Here is a 16983-nt window from a genome sequence, read left to right on the forward strand (position 1 = left end):
ATGAAAGACGGGCCGCTCAAACTCGAGCGGCCCGTTTCGTTTCGATGGGCAACGTGCGCGTTGCCGGATTCAGCCGGCGCGCGCGGCCTGCCCGGGCTGCGGCGCGTCGCGCATCGCGTTCACCATCCAGCGCAGCGTTTCGTCGAGCGGCGTCGCGGGCAATTCGCCCACCGCGCGCCGCAGCTTGTCGCGCGACCCGCTCAGGCGCTTTACTTCGTTCTGCCGCACGAAACGCGGATCGATCGTCACGTCGATCACGTAACCGGCGATGCGCGACAGCATCGCCAGCACTTCCTTCAGCGAATACGCGCGCTCCGAGCAGACGTTGAACGTCTCGCCGGCCGGCGCCGTTTCGAGCAGCTTCAGATACGCGGCCGTCACGTCGCGCACGTCGGAGAAATCGCGGCTCACGTCGAGATTGCCGAGCGAGATGCGCGGCGCGTTGCGTGCATAGTGCGACACGAGCTTCGGCAGCAGATAGGCGTCGTCCTGGCCGACGCCGGTGTAGTTGAACGGCCGCGCGATCACGATCGGCAACCGGTCGGCCCACAGCTTCGCCGCGTATTCCATCGCGAGCTTGCTGACCGCGTAGTCGTTCGCGGGCGCGGGCGCGATGCGCTCGTCGAGCACGCCGGCCGTCGAATTGCCGTAAATGTTAGCGCTGCTGGCGAGCAGCACGGCCGACGGGCGGCGGTCGAGGCCCGCGAGCGCGGCCAGCAGGTTGCGCGTGCCGGCGATGTTGACCGCGTAGGTCTGCGACGGCTCGTCCCGCGCGACGTGCGCGCGTGCGGCGAGATGCACGACCGCATCGGGGCGCGCATCGGCCGCCGCCGCACGCATTGCGTTCGGATCGAGCAGATCGACCGGCAGCAGCGTGCAGTTCGCGAATGCCGGGTCGTCGGGCCGCGTCGCGCCGGGCGTCACGGTGCCCCACACGTCGTAGCCGGCCGCTGCGAGGCGCTGCGCCATGTAGCGGCCGGTGAAGCCCGTCAGGCCCGTGACGAACGCACGGCGCGACGGGCGTCCGGCGTCAGTACGTGTCATGGTGGCGATTTCGCGTCAGGTCCGCTTCGACCATCATCTGGCAAAGCTGCTCGAGCGTCGTCTCGGGCGCCCAGCCGAGCTTGGATCTGGCCTTGTCCGCGCAGCCGATCAGCAGGTCGACTTCGGCGGGGCGGTAGAACTTCGGGTTCACTTCGACGAGCACGTTGCCGGTCGACGCGTCGAGGCCGCGCTCCTGCTCACCCTTGCCGGTCCATTCGATCTGGTAGCCGGCGGCCGCGAACGCCATCCGCACGAAGTCGCGCACGGTTTCGGTGCGGTTGGTGGCGAGCACGTAGGTGTCGGGCTCGTCGACCTGCAGCATCCGCCACATCCCTTCGACGTATTCGAGCGCGAAACCCCAGTCGCGTTTGGCATCGAGGTTGCCGAGTTCGAGCTTGGTCGCCTTGCCGAGCTTGATCTTCGCGACGGTGTCGGTGATCTTGCGCGTGACGAACTCGCGCCCGCGCAGCGGCGACTCGTGATTGAACAGGATGCCGCTGCAGCCGAACAGGCCGTACGACTCGCGGTAGTTCACGGTCATCCAGTGCGCGTACAGCTTCGCGACGCCGTACGGGCTGCGCGGGTAGAACGCGGTCGCTTCCGTTTGCGGGATCGACTGCACCTTGCCGAACATCTCGGACGTCGACGCCTGGTAGAAGCGCGTCTTCGGGCTCACCACGCGGATCGCCTCGAGCAGGTTGAGCGGGCCGATGCCCGTCACTTCGGCGGTGGTCGCCGGCTGGTCGAACGACACGCCGACGAAACTTTGCGCGGCCAGGTTGTACAGCTCGTCGGGCTGCGTGCGTTCGAGCAGCCGCAGGCTGGAGCCCGCATCCGTCAGGTCGTGCTCGACGAGCGTCAGGTTCGGATGCGTGTCGACGCCGAGTTCGGCGATGCGCCAGAAGTTCACCGAACTGGTGCGGCGATAGGTGCCCGTGACCTCGTAGCCCTTGTCGAGCAGCAGTCGGGTCAGGTAGGCGCCGTCCTGCCCGGTGATCCCCGTGATGATGGCCTTCTTGCGAGTTTGGCTCATGGCAATGTCCTGGTCGAAACGTTGAATTGAGAAAGTCAGGCGGTCGTGCTGGCGGCGGCCGGCAGCGTGCGGCGCGCGGGGCCGCGCGTGAGGCGCCGCTCGAAGCCGTACCAGCTCAGCGTGGCGTACGCGAGCGTGATCGCGAGCGCGAGCACGGCCGTCACGAAGCGGTTCAGGTGCAGCGGCCACAGTGCGTACAGCACGCTCAGGTGAATCAGGTACACGGTGTAGCTGACGGTGCCGACGTAGACGAGCAGCGGGTTCGTCAGCACGCGTTGCACGAGGCCGCGTCCGCGCAGCGCGATCACGACGATCGACGTGCACAGCAGCAGCGAGATGCTGTAGAGCGCGGCGTTCGACACCGGCGTGTTCGCCGCGCGGAACCGCGGGAACGACAGGTGCAGCCACGCGAGGATCGCGAGCGACACGAGCGCGCCGACGATCGCGAGCGGATAGAACGGCTCCAGCGCGCGGCGGTCGCGGCGCAGCACGATCGCGAGCAGCGCGCCGGCGGCGAGCAGATCCATCCGGAACGGCGTCAGGTAGTAGATCGGCCAGAACGAATCGAACCACGGCGTCGCGATCGCGCGCAGCACGGGCGCCGCGACGATCAGCGCGGCGGCGACCCACAGCAGCGCGCGCTCCGAACACCACAGCACGACGAACGGCCAGAAGATGTAGAACTGCTCCTCGACGGCGAGCGACCACAGCACGTTCAGGCTGTCATGGCCGATGCTGCCGAGCGACAGCCCGATATTGGTCGAGAAGAACGCGAACCATGGCCAGTGCGGCAGCCAGCTCGCCCCGAACAGCAGCGTCGACACGACGAGCAGCAGCACGTACGGCGGCAGGATCCGGCGCACGCGGCGCGCGTAGAAGTGGCTGAAGTACGATTGCCCGCGCGCCTTGCGATCGAGCAGGATGCCGGTGATCAGCAGGCCGCTCAGCACGAAGAACAGGTCGACGCCCATCCACAGCGGCGCCTTCAGCGCGTGTTGCAGGAACACGGCGCCCACGGCGATCGCGCGCAGTCCGTCGAGCTGCACGATACGGCCGTGTTGCGGCGGGGCGAGGTTGGCGGTTTGCGCGCTGCCCGTCATCGCGCCGCTCCTTCGCGACGCGCGGCCGAAGCCGTGGCGCGCCGCGCATTCGATGCGTGAACGTAATGCATGCCTTTTAAATGAAATATTGAGTCGAAATCGATTCTAGGGAAAAGAAATCGGCAAAAAAACGCATGTCATTTATCCGGCTGAAAACGTGCGAATGACGGCGGTTTCAATCGCGACATGAAAGGTTTGCAGGCTGGGCGCCACACGGGGCGTGCCGGAGTGGCATTTTCTACGGATCGGTGCGTGAAGGGTGGTCGTTATTTCCGCATTGCCGGCCATTTTCCCATTTGTTCCGGATCGATATTTCAGGCGGAAACATCCTCAAATATTTCCAAATTTCTTGTGATTATTTTTGCTTGTAACCTGCATCGCGACGTTTGAAACCTATTTAGCGACAGGTCATCCGGGCATGCAGCACGCCGCGGCGCCGGTCGCTTCCGCATCAAGTCTGGAGAGCGCATTGCGACGTCTGATTCTGGTTGGCATGACGGTGTGCGCGGTGGTGACGGCGAGCGCCGCACCGGCCGAAACGGTGTTGCCCGCCACGACCTCGTGGATCGGCAACACGTTCGGCTATGGCGACGGCAGCTGGACGCAGATCGACATCCGTGCGATCGCGGTGACGCCCGACGGCAAGGTGTATACGAATGCGCCGTGGGACGAGAGCGGCGCCGAGGCGAGCGTCTACCAGGACGGGAAGATGCTCGGCTTCGCCGGCGGCACGCACGGCTGGGGCAATCTCGGCGGCAGTGCGATCGCGGTGAACGGCAAATACGCGTATGTCGCGATCGGCGTCGGCAACGAGCGCGGCCATCTGCAGTCGCCGGGCATCTGGCCGGACAAGGGCAAGCAGTGGTTCGGCATCTCGCGGCGCACGATCGGCGACATGAAGCAGCCGGCGCCGTTTCGCGCCGCGCCGCAGGTCGCGCCCGGCGGGCGCGCCGATGCCGGCCGCGCGCGAATGGCCGCGAGCTTCATGATGGTCAACGAGGTGCCGGCCCCGGCCCGGTCGGAAGTGGGCGGGCTGAAAGCGGAGGTGGGCGGCCTCGCGGCGGACGACAAGACGCTGTTCGCGACGAATCCGTCGCATGACGCGGTGGACGTGTACGACGCCGAGACGATGCAGAAGAAGGCTACCTGGAGCGCGCACGAGCCGGGCCGCATCGCGCTCGCGGGCGACGGCACGCTGTGGCTGCTCACCGATACGGTCAGCGGGCCCGCGCACCTCGTGCACGTGCGCGCCGACGGCCGCAAGCTCGACGACGCGCCCGCGCTGCCCGACGGCACCGACGCGGTGGACGTGGCGGTCGACGCGAAAGGGCGCGTGCTGGTCGCGGACAACGGCCCGCGCCAGCAAATCCTGATTTTTTCGAAAGGCGGCAAGGGCTACGCGGCGTCCGGCACGCTCGGCGAGCGCGGCGGCATCTTCGCGGGCCCGGTGCCGGGTCGCCCCGGGCCGCAGCGCTTCAACGGGCTGACGGGCGTGGGCGTCGATCGCGAGGGCAACATCTATGTGTCGACGAACGGGATCGGCCCGCACCACGACACGATCGGCGCGGGGCTCGGCGCGGTGCTCGAAAGCTACACGCCGGACGGCAAGCTGCGCTGGCAGGTACAGGGCTTGCTGTTCGTCGACGGCGCGTGGCTCGACCCCGCGCGGCCGAACAGCGTGTACACGGGCAACAAGCGCTTCGAGCTCGACCTGTCGAAGCCGCCCGGCCAGGACTGGAAATACGTCGGCTTCCTGTCGAACCGCTTCAAGTATCCGGACGATCCCGTGTTCCACACGGATCAGTATCCCGGCATGCCGTTCGCGCGGCGCGTCGACGGCCGTACGTTCCTGTACCTGACCGACATGTATGCCGATCACCTGAAGATCTACCGCTTCGACGCGAAGCGCGACGGCGAGGTCGCGATTCCGTCGGGCCTGATCGCGGGCCGCGCGCGGCCGGTCGACCAGGTGCCGAACAAGCCGCCGGGCGGCGACTGGATCTGGCGCGACGCGAACGGCAATGGCCGCATCGACGCGGACGAGTTCGAGATCAACACGACCGGCAAGGCGAAGGCGGGCGGCTGGGGCTGGTGGGTCGACACGAAGGGCGACATCTGGCGCACGAGCGACGTGCGCGGCATCCACCGCTTCCGCTACGGCGGCGTCGACAAGGCCGGCAACCCGATCTACGCGTACGACAAGGTCACGACCTATCCGATGCCGCAGCCGTTCACGCAGCTGCGCCGCGCGATCTACGAGCCGCAGACGGACACGCTGTACGTGACGGGCTATACGGCCGATGCGCCGCCGCAACCGGGCATCAACAAGGAAGTCGGCCGCGTGCTGGTGCGCTTCGACAAGTGGTCGACCGGCTCGCCGGTCGTGCGCTACACGGTCGCGCTGCCGTGGCAGCTCGATGCGAAGCCGATCTTCGACCTGATCGGGATCACGGTCGAGGGCCGCTACATCTTCACGGTGGAGCCGGTCGGCAAGATCCACGTGTACGACAAGGAAACCGGCAAGGAAGTCGGCGTGATGAGTCCGGGCGCGGCGGTCGGCAAGGCGTCGGGCTGGGTCGACGTGCCGTTCGGCATCAGCGCGTTCCGGCGCGAGAACGGCGAATACCTGGTGTTCGTCGAGGAAGACGCACGCGGCAAGGTGCTCATGTACCGCTGGAAACTGTAACGGGCCCATGGGCTAAAGCATGGACAAAGGCATACTCAAGAACGTTTCGATCAACTTCATCGGGCTGATCCTGCCGACCTTCGTGTCGCTGGTGACGGTGCCCGCCTATATTCACGCGCTCGGCGTCGAACGCTACGGCGTCGTGAGCCTCGTGTGGACGCTGATCGGCTATTTCGGGATCCTCGATCTCGGGATGAGCATGGCCGCGCAGAACCACATCTCGAAGGCGCTCGCGAGCGGCAACGAGGACGAAAGCGCACGCGTGTTCTGGAGCGCGTTCTGGCTGAACCTCGGCACCGGCATCGCGGGCGGGCTGCTCATCTACTTCGGCGCGTTCGTCTACACCGCGTATTTCACGAAGGTGTCGGCGGCGATGCAGCACGAGGTGTATCTCGCGCTGCCGTGGCTCGCGCTCGCGATTCCGCTCGCGAACGTGTCGTGGGTGTTCGCCGGCGCGATCAACGGCGCCGAGCGGTTCGGCGTGTTCAACACGAACCAGACGATCGGCACGTTCCTGTTCCAGCTGCTGCCGCTCGGCGCCGCGTGGTGGATCGCGCCCAACCTGCAGACGGTGCTGGCCGCGGCGGTCGTCGCGCGGCTGATCGCGGCGGTGATGCTCGGTCACGCGAGCATCAAGGTGCTCGGGATCCGGCGCATCGATCCGCCGCAGTGGGGCACCGCGAAAGGGCTGTTCAACTTCGGCGGCTGGATGCTGATCGCGAGCACGGCCAGCATGATCGCCGACACGCTCGATCGCGTGATGCTCGGCGCCGGCATGGGCGCGAAGTTCGTCACGTACTACACGGTGCCGCAGAACCTCGTCACGCGGCTGAACATGCTGCCGAACGCGCTGGTGCGCACGCTGTTTCCGCGCCTGTCGGCGGTCGGCCGCGATCACGCCGACACGCTCGCGCGCCAGTCGCTCGAATTCCTGAACGGGGTATTCACGCCGGTCGGCATCGTCGCGATCTTCGCGCTCGCGCCGTTCCTCACGCTGTGGGTCGGCGCCGATCTCGCCGCGCATTCGGCGCCGGTCGGCCGCGTGCTGGTGATCAGCGTGTGGCTCGTCGGTCAGGCGAGCGTCACGCGGATCCTGATCCAGTCGCAGGTCAACCCGGCGCGCGCCGCGTTCGCGGGCCTCATCGAGATGCCGTTCTTCGTCGGCGGCCTGTGGTTCGGCATTCATCACTTCGGGCTGATCGGGGCGGCGGTCGTCGTCGCCACGCGCGCGCTGGTCGACTACGGCGTGCTGCTGTACCTGTCGGCGATCCGGATGCGCGCGATCGTGCTCGACATGCTCGCGCATCTCGCCTTCCTGCTCGCGAGCCTGTTTCTCGCGCAGGCGTGGTCGGGGCTCGGCGAGTCGATCGGCATGTGCGCGGTCGTGCTGGTGCTCAACCTTGCGTGGTCGCTCACGATGACGCCGGGCCTGCGCGCGCTCGTGCGCGACCTGTTCGTCCGTCTCAATGCGAGGAAAACAACATGAATCGCGATCTGGCGGAACACGCCATCCTGAACATCGCCACGGCCGACGGCGCCGTGGCCGAAGCCGGCGCCGCCGCGCGGCGCCGTGCCGAATCGGCCGGGCAGGCGGGCGCACGCCATGCGTCCCGCCCGCTGCGCGTGGCGATCGTCCACGACTGGCTCGTCACGTATGCGGGCGCCGAGCGCGTGCTCGAACAGATCGTCGCGTGCTTTCCCGACGCGGACCTGTTCAGCCTCGTCGACTTTCTCGACGATCGCGCGTTCGTGCGCGGCAAGCGGGTGACGACGTCGTTCATCCAGAAGCTGCCGTTCGCGCGCACCAAGTACCGCAGCTACCTGCCGCTGATGCCGCTCGCGATCGAGCAGCTCGACGTGTCCGGGTACGACCTCGTGATCTCGAGCAGCCATGCGGTCGCGAAGGGCGTGCTGACGGGGCCGGACCAGGTGCACATCAGCTACGTGCATTCGCCGATCCGCTATGCGTGGGACCTGCAGCACCAGTATCTGGAGCAGTCGAATCTCACGCACGGGCCGAAGTCGCTGCTGGCGCGGATGATCCTGCACTACATCCGCAACTGGGACACGCGCACGGCGAACGCGGTCGACGGCTTCGTCGCGAATTCCGCGTTCATCGCGCGCCGGATCCGCAAGGTGTATCACCGCGACGCGGCCGTGATCTTCCCGCCGGTCGACGTCGACAGCTTCTCGCTGAACGAGACGAAGGACGACTTCTACCTGACCGCGTCGCGGATGGTGCCGTACAAGAAGATCGACCTGATCGTCGACGCGTTCTCGCGCACGCCGGAGCGCAAGCTCGTCGTGATCGGCGACGGCCCGGAGATGCAGAAGATTCGCGCGAAGGCCGGCCCGAACGTCGAAATCATGGGCTATCAGCCGTTCGCGGTGCTGCACGACCGGATGCGTCGCGCGAAGGCGTTCGTGTTCGCGGCCGAGGAGGATTTCGGCATCTCGGTCGTCGAGGCGCAGGCATGCGGCACGCCCGTGATCGCATACGGCAAGGGCGGTGCGCTCGAAACCGTGCTGGAGCCGCAGTCGCACGGGAATCCGACCGGGCTGTTCTTCGACGAGCAGACACCGCATGCGATCGTCGCGGCAGTGGACGATTTCGAGCGCGCGCCGCAACGCTTCACGCCGACGGCGTGCCGCGCCAACGCGGAGCGCTTCTCCGCCGACACGTTCCGGCGGCGCTTTCTCGACTACGTGGAGGCGGCGCTGCCCGGCTCGACCGCGCAGCGCGGCCCGGCCGCAGCGCCGATGCCGGCCGCGCGCGGCCCGGCGACGCTCGTGCTCGACCAGAGCGGCGTGCTCGGCGGCGCCGAGCTGTCGCTGCTCGAAATCATGAAGCACATGCGCGCGAATGCGGACGTGCTGCTGTTCGACGACGGCCCGTTTCGCGCGGCGCTCGACGAGGTCGGCGCACGCGTCGACGTGCTCGACCAGGGCGCGCTCGCCGGCGTGCGCAAGCAGGGCGGCGTGTCGGCCGGCGCGGTGAAGCAGCTCGTCGGGATGGTGCGCGACGTCGCGCGGCGCGCGCGCCGCGCCGAGGTGATCTACGCGAACACGCAGCGCGCGATGGTGGTCGCCGCGCTGGCCGGGCGGCTCGCGCGCAAGCCGGTGGTCTGGCACCTGCGCGACATCGTCAGCGACGACCATTTCGGCGGCAAGCAGCTGATGGCGATCAAATACTGCGCGCGCCTGGGCGTCACGCGCGTGATCGCGAACTCCGATGCGTCCGCGCAGGCGTTTCGCACGCTGACGGGCTTCACGCCGCAGCATGTCGACGTCGTGTTCAACGGGATTTCCGCCGAACCGTTCGACGCGCTGGACGACGTCAGCCAGGCCGCGCTGCGCGCGCGCTTCGGGCTGCCCGAGCATGCATGGCTGGTCGGCTCGTTCAGCCGCCTCGCGCGCTGGAAGGGGCAGCATCTGCTGCTCGAGGCCGCTGCGCGGCATCCGGACATGCACGTGGTGTTGGTCGGCGCGCCGCTGTTCGGCGAGGACGAATACGCCGCGCAACTGCACGAGACCGTCGCGCGTCACGGCATGGACGAACGCGTGCATTTCCTCGGTTTCCAGCGCGACGTGGCCGCGTGCATGAAGGCGGTGGATGTGGTCGCGCATACGTCGATCACGCCCGAGCCGTTCGGGCGCGTGATCGTCGAGGGCATGCTCGCGCGCCGGCCGGTGGTCGCGGCCCGCGCGGGCGGGGTCGTCGAGATCATCGAGGACGGCGAAAACGGCTTGCTGTGCGAGCCGGGCGACGCGGGTGCGCTGGCCGATGCGCTCGGCAAGCTGCAGCACGACGCCGCGTTGCGCGCGCGGCTCGTCGCGAGCGGGCGTGCGACGGCGGTGCGCCGGTTCGGCACCGAGACCTATGTGGAGCGGGTCGAGAAGATTCTCGCGGATACCGCGAAGGCTGCGAAGGCGAAGAAGAAGCAGTAAGCATGCGTGCCGGCGCGAGTCGGCGGAAAAACGAGCCCTCATGCGGTATTGCGCCGCATGGGGGCTTTGTTTTGCTTTGCGGGCGGGCGGGCGCTTGCTGCGCGGCACGCATGGTTTTCTTGTCGGGGCCGGTAGATGCTCGTTCGGCGGGTGTGCGGCCGGCAGCCGCCTCGACCGGAATCGCCTTTCGGGACGCGAGCGGTGTCGCCGTACGGCCCCGCGGTCGAGGGCGAGGCCGACGGGCTGGGCAGCCGACAAGCGGCCGAAGCGGCCGTTATGCGCCGGTCGGGTGCGTTGCTACGTGGCGCGCGTCACGCCTTGGCGCGGGAACGCATTCTCGCGCCGCTACGCGCCATGAAAAACCCCCGCGCAGCCGGAAGCCGCACGGGGGCCGGAGCGCCGTCACGACGCGCTCAGGCGGCCTGCTCGGGCACCGATGCGACGACCCGGGCCGCGCGCGTCGGCTTCAGGCTCGCCGACCACGCCATCGCCGGCCGTTCGAACAGCCGGTAGAACAGGTACGCGACCGGAATCGCCGCGGCCATGAACGCGAGCGACGGCCAGATCGACAGCTGCAGCTCGGAATGGAACAGCACCGAGCCGAGGCAGACGAACAGCGGCAGGTGAATCAGGTACAGCGAGTAGCTGAAGTCGCCGAACCGGCCGAGCACGCGCAGCAGCGGCGTCGGGCGCGGCGGGCACGCGAGCGCGCGGTACAGGAAGCACGCGAAGCCGGCCGCCCACAGCTGGAACGCGCCGTACTGGCCGAAATGGAACGCACCGCAGCCCGCGGCGAGCAGCACGGCGGCCGCGCCGTACCACGCGCGCGACGGCACGGCGGGCGTACCGCGCGCCGGCTGCGCGCGCACGTCGGCGATCCACGCGCCGATCGTCCACGACAGCCAGTACGACGTGAAGAACTGCAGGTCGTGGCGCTCCAGCAGCAGCGCCGACGCGACGTTGACGAGCGCGACGCCCGCGACAATGGCGGGCATCCCGACGCGCCGGCGCAGCGCGAACAGCAGCGGATAGACCACGTAGAACTGCACTTCGAGCGACAGCGTCCACAGCGCGCCGTTCGACCCGTACGTATAGCCGGCGACGCCCTGCAGCGAGAACAGGTTCACGAGGAATGCGGTGATGCCGATGTCGCGGATCTTGTGGCTGACCGGCGCGATCTGCAGGCTGATCGCGTCGAGCGCGAGCGTGAACAGCAGCGCGGCGAGCAGCACCGGATAGATGCGCGCGAAGCGGCGCGCCCAGAAATTCGGCGCGTCGAGCCGGTACGCCGGGTTGGCCGCGAACTTCAGCGCCGCGTTGCGGTGAATGCAGTAGCCGCTGATCACGAAGAAGATCGGCACGCCGGCCGAGCCCCACGCGAACGGGAACGTCAGGTAGCCGACGATCACGCTCGGGTCCAGCGCGTGACCGTAAGCGCGATGGAAGCTCTGCATGCCGACCCAGACGACCTGGCGGCAATGGAAATAGGCGACGAGCAGCGCCGCGAATCCGCGCATCGCGTCGATCACGTGTTCCTTGTGGTCGGCGACGGGCGGCGCAGTCAAAGACGATCCGCTGAAAGCTTGCATGCGATTCGATTCCTTGCGACGGATGAAGGGGATGGTCCAATCGTAATGCGCAAGAATTCGATCGAATGAATAAAAAAATCGCGACGGGAAATAATGGTATTTCGCATAATGGTTTTATTCCCGTTCTGAATGCGGTTTCGAAGCCGCTGCAATTATTTGCCGATTTTTTTCTGTTAGTTTGAAGCTCCGGTTGATTGATGCAAGGAGCGGCAAGATGGACATGCATTGGATCGCGAGCGCGGCAGTACTGCTGGTCATGGCCGTGCTGTCGGCGTATCGCGAGGCGCTGAAGAACGAGCCGATTCGCTCCGGTCTCGAACGGGGTAGCGTCCCGTATATCGAGGAATTCGAATCGTAAGCATTTGTATCCGGAAAATCGGTAATTTGTTTCTGCTTCGGCAATGGGTGCGGCAATATCGACCGGGTCGGCTGATTATCTCTTTTTCGGAAATGGTGGGCAATCGGTCCATATCGAAAATGAGCGGAGTGAAATTGGCCGCGCCGTCGATTCTCGATATGCCGTTCGGAAAACAACCGCGCCGGGTCGCAGGTCGACGCGGCGCAGTCAACGCAATCAGGATGCGAACATGTTGAAAGTCACCAAGGCCGTGTTCCCCGTCGCCGGTCTCGGCACGCGGTTCCTCCCGGCAACGAAGGCGAGCCCGAAGGAAATGCTGCCCGTCGTCGACAAGCCGCTGATCCAGTACGCGGTCGAGGAAGCGATCAACGCCGGTATCACCGAGATGATCTTCGTGACCGGGCGCAGCAAGCGCGCGATCGAGGATCACTTCGACAAGTCGTACGAGATCGAGGCCGAACTCGAGGCGCGCGGCAAGGAAAAGCTGCTCGAACTCGTGCGCGGCATCAAGCCGAGCAACGTGAACTGTTTCTACGTGCGCCAGCCGGAAGCGCTCGGCCTCGGCCACGCGGTGCTGTGCGCGGAAAAGCTCGTGCATGGCGAGCCGTTCGCGGTGATTCTCGCCGACGATCTGCTGCACGGCGAGCAGCCGGTGCTCAAGCAGCTCGTCGACGTGTTCGACCACTATCACAGCTCGGTGATCGGAGTCGAGACGATCCCGCGCGAGGACAGCCGCTCGTACGGCGTCGTCGAAGGCCGCGAATGGGAAGAGGACATCATCAAGCTGTCCGGCATCATCGAGAAGCCGGCGCCGGAAGATGCACCGTCGAACCTCGGCGTGGTCGGCCGCTACGTGTTCATGCCGACGATCTTCGATCACCTGCGCCGGCTCAAGCCGGGCGCGGGCGGCGAACTGCAGCTCACCGACGCCGTCCAGTCGCTGCTCGCGCACGAACAGGTGCTCGCGTATCGCTACTTCGGCACGCGTTTCGATTGCGGCAGCAAGATCGGTTACCTGAAGGCGACCGTCGAGCTCGCCCTCCAGCATCCGGAAGTGAGCCGCGAATTCGAGGCGTATCTGCGTACCTGCCTGCCCGCGCTGGCTGCTGTCGCATAAGCAGCCGCGCTGCTCCGTTGTTTCAGGTGGTGGTTGTTCCGTTGGCCCCGGCTGCCTTGCGCGTCGGGGCTTTTTTGCGTCCGGGCGAAGCGGGGCGGATGGCGGGCGGCGGACGATCGGCCGGGCTGGAGCCGGGCGGATGCGGGGCGAGCGATAACGGGTGCGCCCCTGGCGTACCGGCGCGCGGCTCGGCTTGCGGTGCGTGCCGCGTTCGTCAGGATTTCCGGTTCGACTGAAACCGGTGCCGGCGCGCTGACTGCCCGCCGTTTGATCGACGTTCGCGTGGTGCAACGGCTGCCCGCGTTCACTGCGATGTCGATGCGGGATCGCTGCCGGCGCGGCGTATTGAAACCTGGAGCCGCCGGTGCAACGCGTTTCCGGTGCCGTTCCCGCGTTCTGCGCCGCGCCGTTTCCGCGTACCCGCCGCGCGCGTCGCGCCACGCGTTTCCCGCTCGACGTTCTCGACGCCGGCTTCCCGCTCAGCGCGGCGACGTGCTCGGCCGCGCGACGAAGTACCGTGCCAGCATCGCGGCGACCGGTTTCTTGAAATCGAGCAGGCGCTTTTCCAGGTAGCGCCACGACAGATGCGCGAGCAGCACGGCGAGCGCGAACTGCAGCATTTCAGGCAGGACGTCCCGGACGAGCGCCGGGATCGGCACGTGCGCGAACGTTGCCGGCAGCACGCCGAAGCGCGCCGGAATCAGGTTGTGGAACAGGTAGAAGCCGTAGCTGATCGTGCCGAGATAGACGAGCGGCGCCCGGTCGAGCAGCGACACGGCCGGATGATCGGGTTCGGTGACGATCCACAGCATCAGCGAGCCGAGCGATGCGGACAGGCCGAGATCCGCGAGCCCCGTCACGAGGTCGGGCAGCGTCGTGAGCGCGGGCAGCACGAGGAAGAACATGACGCCGGCGGCGCCGAGCCAGCCGGGCGGAATGCGGCGTGCGACGGCCGGACCGCGATCGGCGAGCGCCATCGCGCCGATGCCGCCGAGCGCGATCAGCGCGAAATTCCACGGGGAAAACGCGTAGATCAGCACCGGCGACGCGTCGACCGCATAGAGCGCGAGATGCGCGAGCGCGCATGCCGCGACGGCCGCGATGCCGAGCCGGACGTGTCGCGCCGCCGGCACGGCGAGCAGCGTCAGCGGCGCAATCAGATAGAACTGCTGCTCAACCGCGAGGCTCCAGAAGTGCGACGTGGAGCCCGGCCAGCCGTCCTTGACGACGCCGATCCAGTAGTTCGACAGGAACGTCGCGTGCCACGCGAGCCCGAGATTGACGCCGCGCTGGTAGAACAGCGCATGCGCGATCGCGAGCGCGGCGAGCAGCAGGTAGTAGACGGGAAAGATCCGCAGCGCGCGCTTCGCGAGGAACAGCGCGAGTGCATGGCGGCGCGTCATCGTGCCGCGCTCGATCGCCTGACGGTTGCGATGAAGCTCGCCGACGATCAGGAATCCGCTGATGAAGAAAAACGTCCACACGCCGAGCTTGCCCACGTCGACAGCGAGGACGTGGCCCTTGTGGGACAGGAAAACGAGGATGACGGCGATGGCTCGCAGGCCGTCGAGTCCTTTGACGTATCTGACTTCGCGCATGAAGGCATCCGGGGCACTGAGCGAGGTCAGTATAGGTGCGCAAATATCGAACGTAATTCCGGTTCGGACGTATACGTGACGACGTTTTTCGATGCTCGAGCGTCGGCGAAGTCGGTCGGGCGCAACAAAACCTGCGGGAAACCCCGCGAAAACGCATAAAAGTACTGCACGAAGCGTCAAGGCGCTTGTAGAATCCGGCGTTGAAGCGCGCGCGTTGCACGCTTCGTGTATCCAACGACCACACCTGGTAGGAGAAACATGGCGACTTCCGCAAAAAAGGTGGCCAAGAAGGCTGCCGCACCGGCCACCAAGAAAGTGGCTGCCAAAAAGGCTGCGCCCGCGAAGAAAGTAGTAGCCAAGAAGGCTGTCGCGAAGGCAGCACCGGCTGCTCCGACGCCGCTGAAGGACAAGTTCACGAAGGCATCGCTCGCAACGCACATCGCCGAGCGCGCGGCTGTCGAAGTGAAGGCGGTCAAGGCAGTGCTCGTCGCACTCGAAAACGTCGTGCTGGGCTCGGTTCACAAGAAGGGCGCGGGCGAGTTCACGCTGCCGGGCCTGCTGAAGATCACGGCGCAAGTCGTGCCGGCGAAGAAGAAGCGCTTCGGCAAGGATCCGTTCACGGGTGAAGAGCGCTGGTTCCCGGCAAAGCCGGCCAGCGTGCGCGTGAAGGCACGTGCGCTGAAGAAGCTGAAGGACGCGGCTGCGTAATGCAGCGTAACGGTTGTCGACCGCAGGTCGGCGATCGTTGCGATGTCCGACGATCCCCGTACGCGAAAGCGTGCGGGGATTTTTATTGCGCTGCGCAAATCGGGGGGTGGTCGAGGCGCGGTGTGCGACCTCGTGTCGCGCGATGCGTATTCTCGGCTGCGTGCCGTATGTGCGGATGGTGGATGCGGCGCATGCGCTCGCGGGTTGTTTTGCCGCGCAGTCTGTTGTTCATGCGTAGCCGTGCGAGCCTCGTTTTACGAGTCGGGACGCTGCTGTTGCCGTCGAGTTCGCCGGCAGCTTGACTGCCGCGCGCGTCGCGATCGGGCGGCATGTCGGCGCGGCGCTGTATGCGATTCGCGCGATTGGCGCGGTGCGCGATGGCAAGCGGAAATCGCACGGCGACATCGACGTTGCGGCATCGCGCAGTGAACTTGTGCGCGTTGCTCGCCGATGATCGACGTCGCCGGATGTGCCGGTGCCGGAGGACGAGCGGGCGCAGCGTATGGGTACGCCGGACGGAAGTAACCGTCACCGTGCGCGGCAATGCAGTGGCGAGGCATCGTTCGGCGCGGCGCGCATTTCAATTCGGGGGGGTCGTCGCGCCGCGATTCGTGTTGTGTTGCCGGTATCGCCGGGTTGGCATGCGGCGATCGCGATCTGGCGATTCTGTCGATGAAGGGATGCTCCGCGCGTCGCCGCCTCGTTCGAGCCGATACCCGTGTGCGAGACGGTCGCCTTGCTTCTCGCTACCGTCGCGCAGCGGGATGTGAAACCAGGCCGGTGCGGCAACGAATGCGACGTCGTGCTCGCATTTGCACAGGTGTTCGGCACAGCGAGCACCGCGCTCTGCGGAATCATCGATCGAGAACGTCGCCGCCGCGAGCGGAGTGGAGCGCCTCGCTCCGATGCGTACGCGCCGGTCGTCACGGTCGCGCGCGCCGACTGGTTGCGCAGCGACGGCGATGACGCGATCGCTGTCCGGCGAACCGGCTGCGGCATTCGTTCGCGACGCGCGATGCGCGACGTGTGACGAATGGACCGTCGAACCGAAGCTGTCGGCATGGCGCGCAACCATTGTCCGGGATTGCATCGCCACGCGACGCAACGCCTCGGCAGAGGCGATCTGCGCCGACGGTCATGAACGAATCGACCCGCGCGGCACGAACGTCCCCGCGCCTCGCGACGCACGCGTCGCACCGATGGTTCGATGTCAGCCCGCCGAGCCCTCATACGCCGCCTTCAACGCGGCGACATCGAACTTCGTCATCTGCATCATCGCGGCGGCCACGCGTGCGGCCTTGACCTCGTCGCGGTCGGCCATCATCGGGATCAGCGCGTCCGGAACGATCTGCCACGAGACGCCGTAGCGGTCCCGCAACCAGCCGCAGTTGTCGGCCGTGCCGCCGTTCTCGAGCAGCGCGCTCCAGTAGCGGTCGAGTTCCGCCTGGTCGGCGCAACTGATCATCAGCGAGATCGCGTGGTTGAACGTCTCCGTGCGCGGGTGGCTCATCGCGATGAACGGTTGGCCGAACAGCTCGAATTCGACCATCCGCGTGCCGCCGGCGCCCGACACCGTCGTGACGCGCACGACGCGCGAGTTCGGGAAAATGCCTGCATAGAAGGCCGCGGCTTCCTCGGCTTCCGTCGAGTACCAGAGGAACGGCGTGATCTTCTGAATCGTCATGGTGTGTCTCCTGTCAACGGTCGATAGGGCTGCGGCAGCCTGCGTGCATGCCGCCATCGATACGACGGATGAAGCCTGCCGAAATCGACACGTCGAAGGATAGTCGCTCGGATCGTGC

14 protein-coding genes are annotated in these 16983 nt (G+C 66.7%); 8 read left to right on the forward strand and 6 right to left on the reverse strand.

The genetic code is table 11. The features are described from left to right. Positions 1-69 precede the first annotated feature (69 nt). Genes BME24068_RS22925 through BME24068_RS22935 form a run of 3 tightly spaced genes read right to left on the reverse strand, consistent with a single transcriptional unit; the run spans position 70 to position 3177 of the window. Positions 70-1044 carry an NAD-dependent epimerase/dehydratase family protein gene (locus tag BME24068_RS22925; protein WP_174927469.1) on the reverse strand — a complete coding sequence of 325 codons (975 nt, stop codon included), beginning with the start codon at positions 1042-1044 and terminating at the stop codon, positions 70-72. After that, positions 1031-2077 (reverse strand): GDP-mannose 4,6-dehydratase, encoded by a 1047-nt coding sequence (gene gmd, locus BME24068_RS22930; protein ID WP_096503919.1) that lies wholly within the window; start codon positions 2075-2077, stop codon positions 1031-1033. Before gmd ends, BME24068_RS22925 begins: the two co-directional genes overlap by 14 nt. A gap of 35 nt (positions 2078-2112) precedes the next feature. Beyond that, positions 2113-3177 carry an acyltransferase family protein gene (locus BME24068_RS22935; RefSeq protein ID WP_174927470.1) on the reverse strand — a complete coding sequence of 355 codons (1065 nt, stop codon included), beginning with the start codon at positions 3175-3177 and terminating at the stop codon, positions 2113-2115. A 493-nt stretch (positions 3178-3670) separates the two neighbouring features. Between BME24068_RS22935 and BME24068_RS22940 the strand changes: the two genes are divergently transcribed. From BME24068_RS22940 to BME24068_RS22950, 3 genes are read left to right on the forward strand one after another with little or no spacing between them, the layout of a single operon-like run. After that, positions 3671-5863: an NHL repeat-containing protein gene (locus BME24068_RS22940; protein WP_174927561.1), complete on the forward strand. Its 2193-nt coding sequence runs from the start codon at positions 3671-3673 to the stop codon at positions 5861-5863. 19 nt (positions 5864-5882) lie between these two features. Then, on the forward strand, positions 5883-7349 hold the full coding sequence (locus tag BME24068_RS22945; RefSeq protein ID WP_174927471.1) for a flippase: 1467 nt from the start codon (positions 5883-5885) through the stop codon (positions 7347-7349). Beyond that, positions 7346-9811 carry a glycosyltransferase family 4 protein gene (locus BME24068_RS22950; protein ID WP_174927472.1) on the forward strand — a complete coding sequence of 822 codons (2466 nt, stop codon included), beginning with the start codon at positions 7346-7348 and terminating at the stop codon, positions 9809-9811. The genes BME24068_RS22945 and BME24068_RS22950 overlap by 4 nt, the downstream gene beginning before the upstream one ends. A 413-nt stretch (positions 9812-10224) precedes the next feature. Here BME24068_RS22950 and BME24068_RS22955 read toward each other — a convergent pair whose 3' ends face one another. Further along, positions 10225-11400: an acyltransferase family protein gene (locus BME24068_RS22955; RefSeq protein ID WP_174927473.1), complete on the reverse strand. Its 1176-nt coding sequence runs from the start codon at positions 11398-11400 to the stop codon at positions 10225-10227. 214 nt (positions 11401-11614) lie between these two features. Between BME24068_RS22955 and BME24068_RS22960 the strand changes: the two genes are divergently transcribed. Further along, positions 11615-11758, forward strand: a complete 144-nt coding sequence (locus BME24068_RS22960; protein WP_172441895.1) for a hypothetical protein — start codon at positions 11615-11617, stop codon at positions 11756-11758. Between the two features lie 229 nt (positions 11759-11987). After that, positions 11988-12875 carry a UTP--glucose-1-phosphate uridylyltransferase GalU gene (gene galU, locus BME24068_RS22965; protein ID WP_096503905.1) on the forward strand — a complete coding sequence of 296 codons (888 nt, stop codon included), beginning with the start codon at positions 11988-11990 and terminating at the stop codon, positions 12873-12875. Between the two features lie 479 nt (positions 12876-13354). On the opposite strand, the gene BME24068_RS22970 is transcribed toward galU, so the two are convergent. After that, a complete protein-coding gene (locus tag BME24068_RS22970) occupies positions 13355-14473 on the reverse strand; it encodes an acyltransferase family protein (protein WP_174927474.1) in 1119 nt (372 codons plus the stop codon). A 258-nt stretch (positions 14474-14731) separates the two neighbouring features. Between BME24068_RS22970 and BME24068_RS22975 the strand changes: the two genes are divergently transcribed. The 3 genes from BME24068_RS22975 (at position 14732) to BME24068_RS22985 (ending at position 16211) form a co-directional block, all read left to right on the forward strand. Further along, a complete protein-coding gene (locus tag BME24068_RS22975) occupies positions 14732-15181 on the forward strand; it encodes an HU family DNA-binding protein (protein ID WP_011548077.1) in 450 nt (149 codons plus the stop codon). A gap of 298 nt (positions 15182-15479) precedes the next feature. Next, positions 15480-15635, forward strand: a complete 156-nt coding sequence (locus BME24068_RS22980; RefSeq protein ID WP_162826175.1) for a hypothetical protein — start codon at positions 15480-15482, stop codon at positions 15633-15635. A 264-nt stretch (positions 15636-15899) separates the two neighbouring features. After that, positions 15900-16211, forward strand: a complete 312-nt coding sequence (locus BME24068_RS22985) for a hypothetical protein (RefSeq protein ID WP_096503898.1) — start codon at positions 15900-15902, stop codon at positions 16209-16211. A gap of 180 nt (positions 16212-16391) precedes the next feature. Here BME24068_RS22985 and BME24068_RS22990 read toward each other — a convergent pair whose 3' ends face one another. After that, the gene (locus tag BME24068_RS22990) at positions 16392-16865 is read right to left on the reverse strand and encodes a VOC family protein (protein ID WP_096503896.1); all 474 of its coding nucleotides are present in this window, start codon (positions 16863-16865) and stop codon (positions 16392-16394) included. Positions 16866-16983 lie beyond the last annotated feature (118 nt).

The organism is Burkholderia anthina (genome assembly GCF_902498995.1).
GTDB lineage: Bacteria > Pseudomonadota > Gammaproteobacteria > Burkholderiales > Burkholderiaceae > Burkholderia > Burkholderia anthina.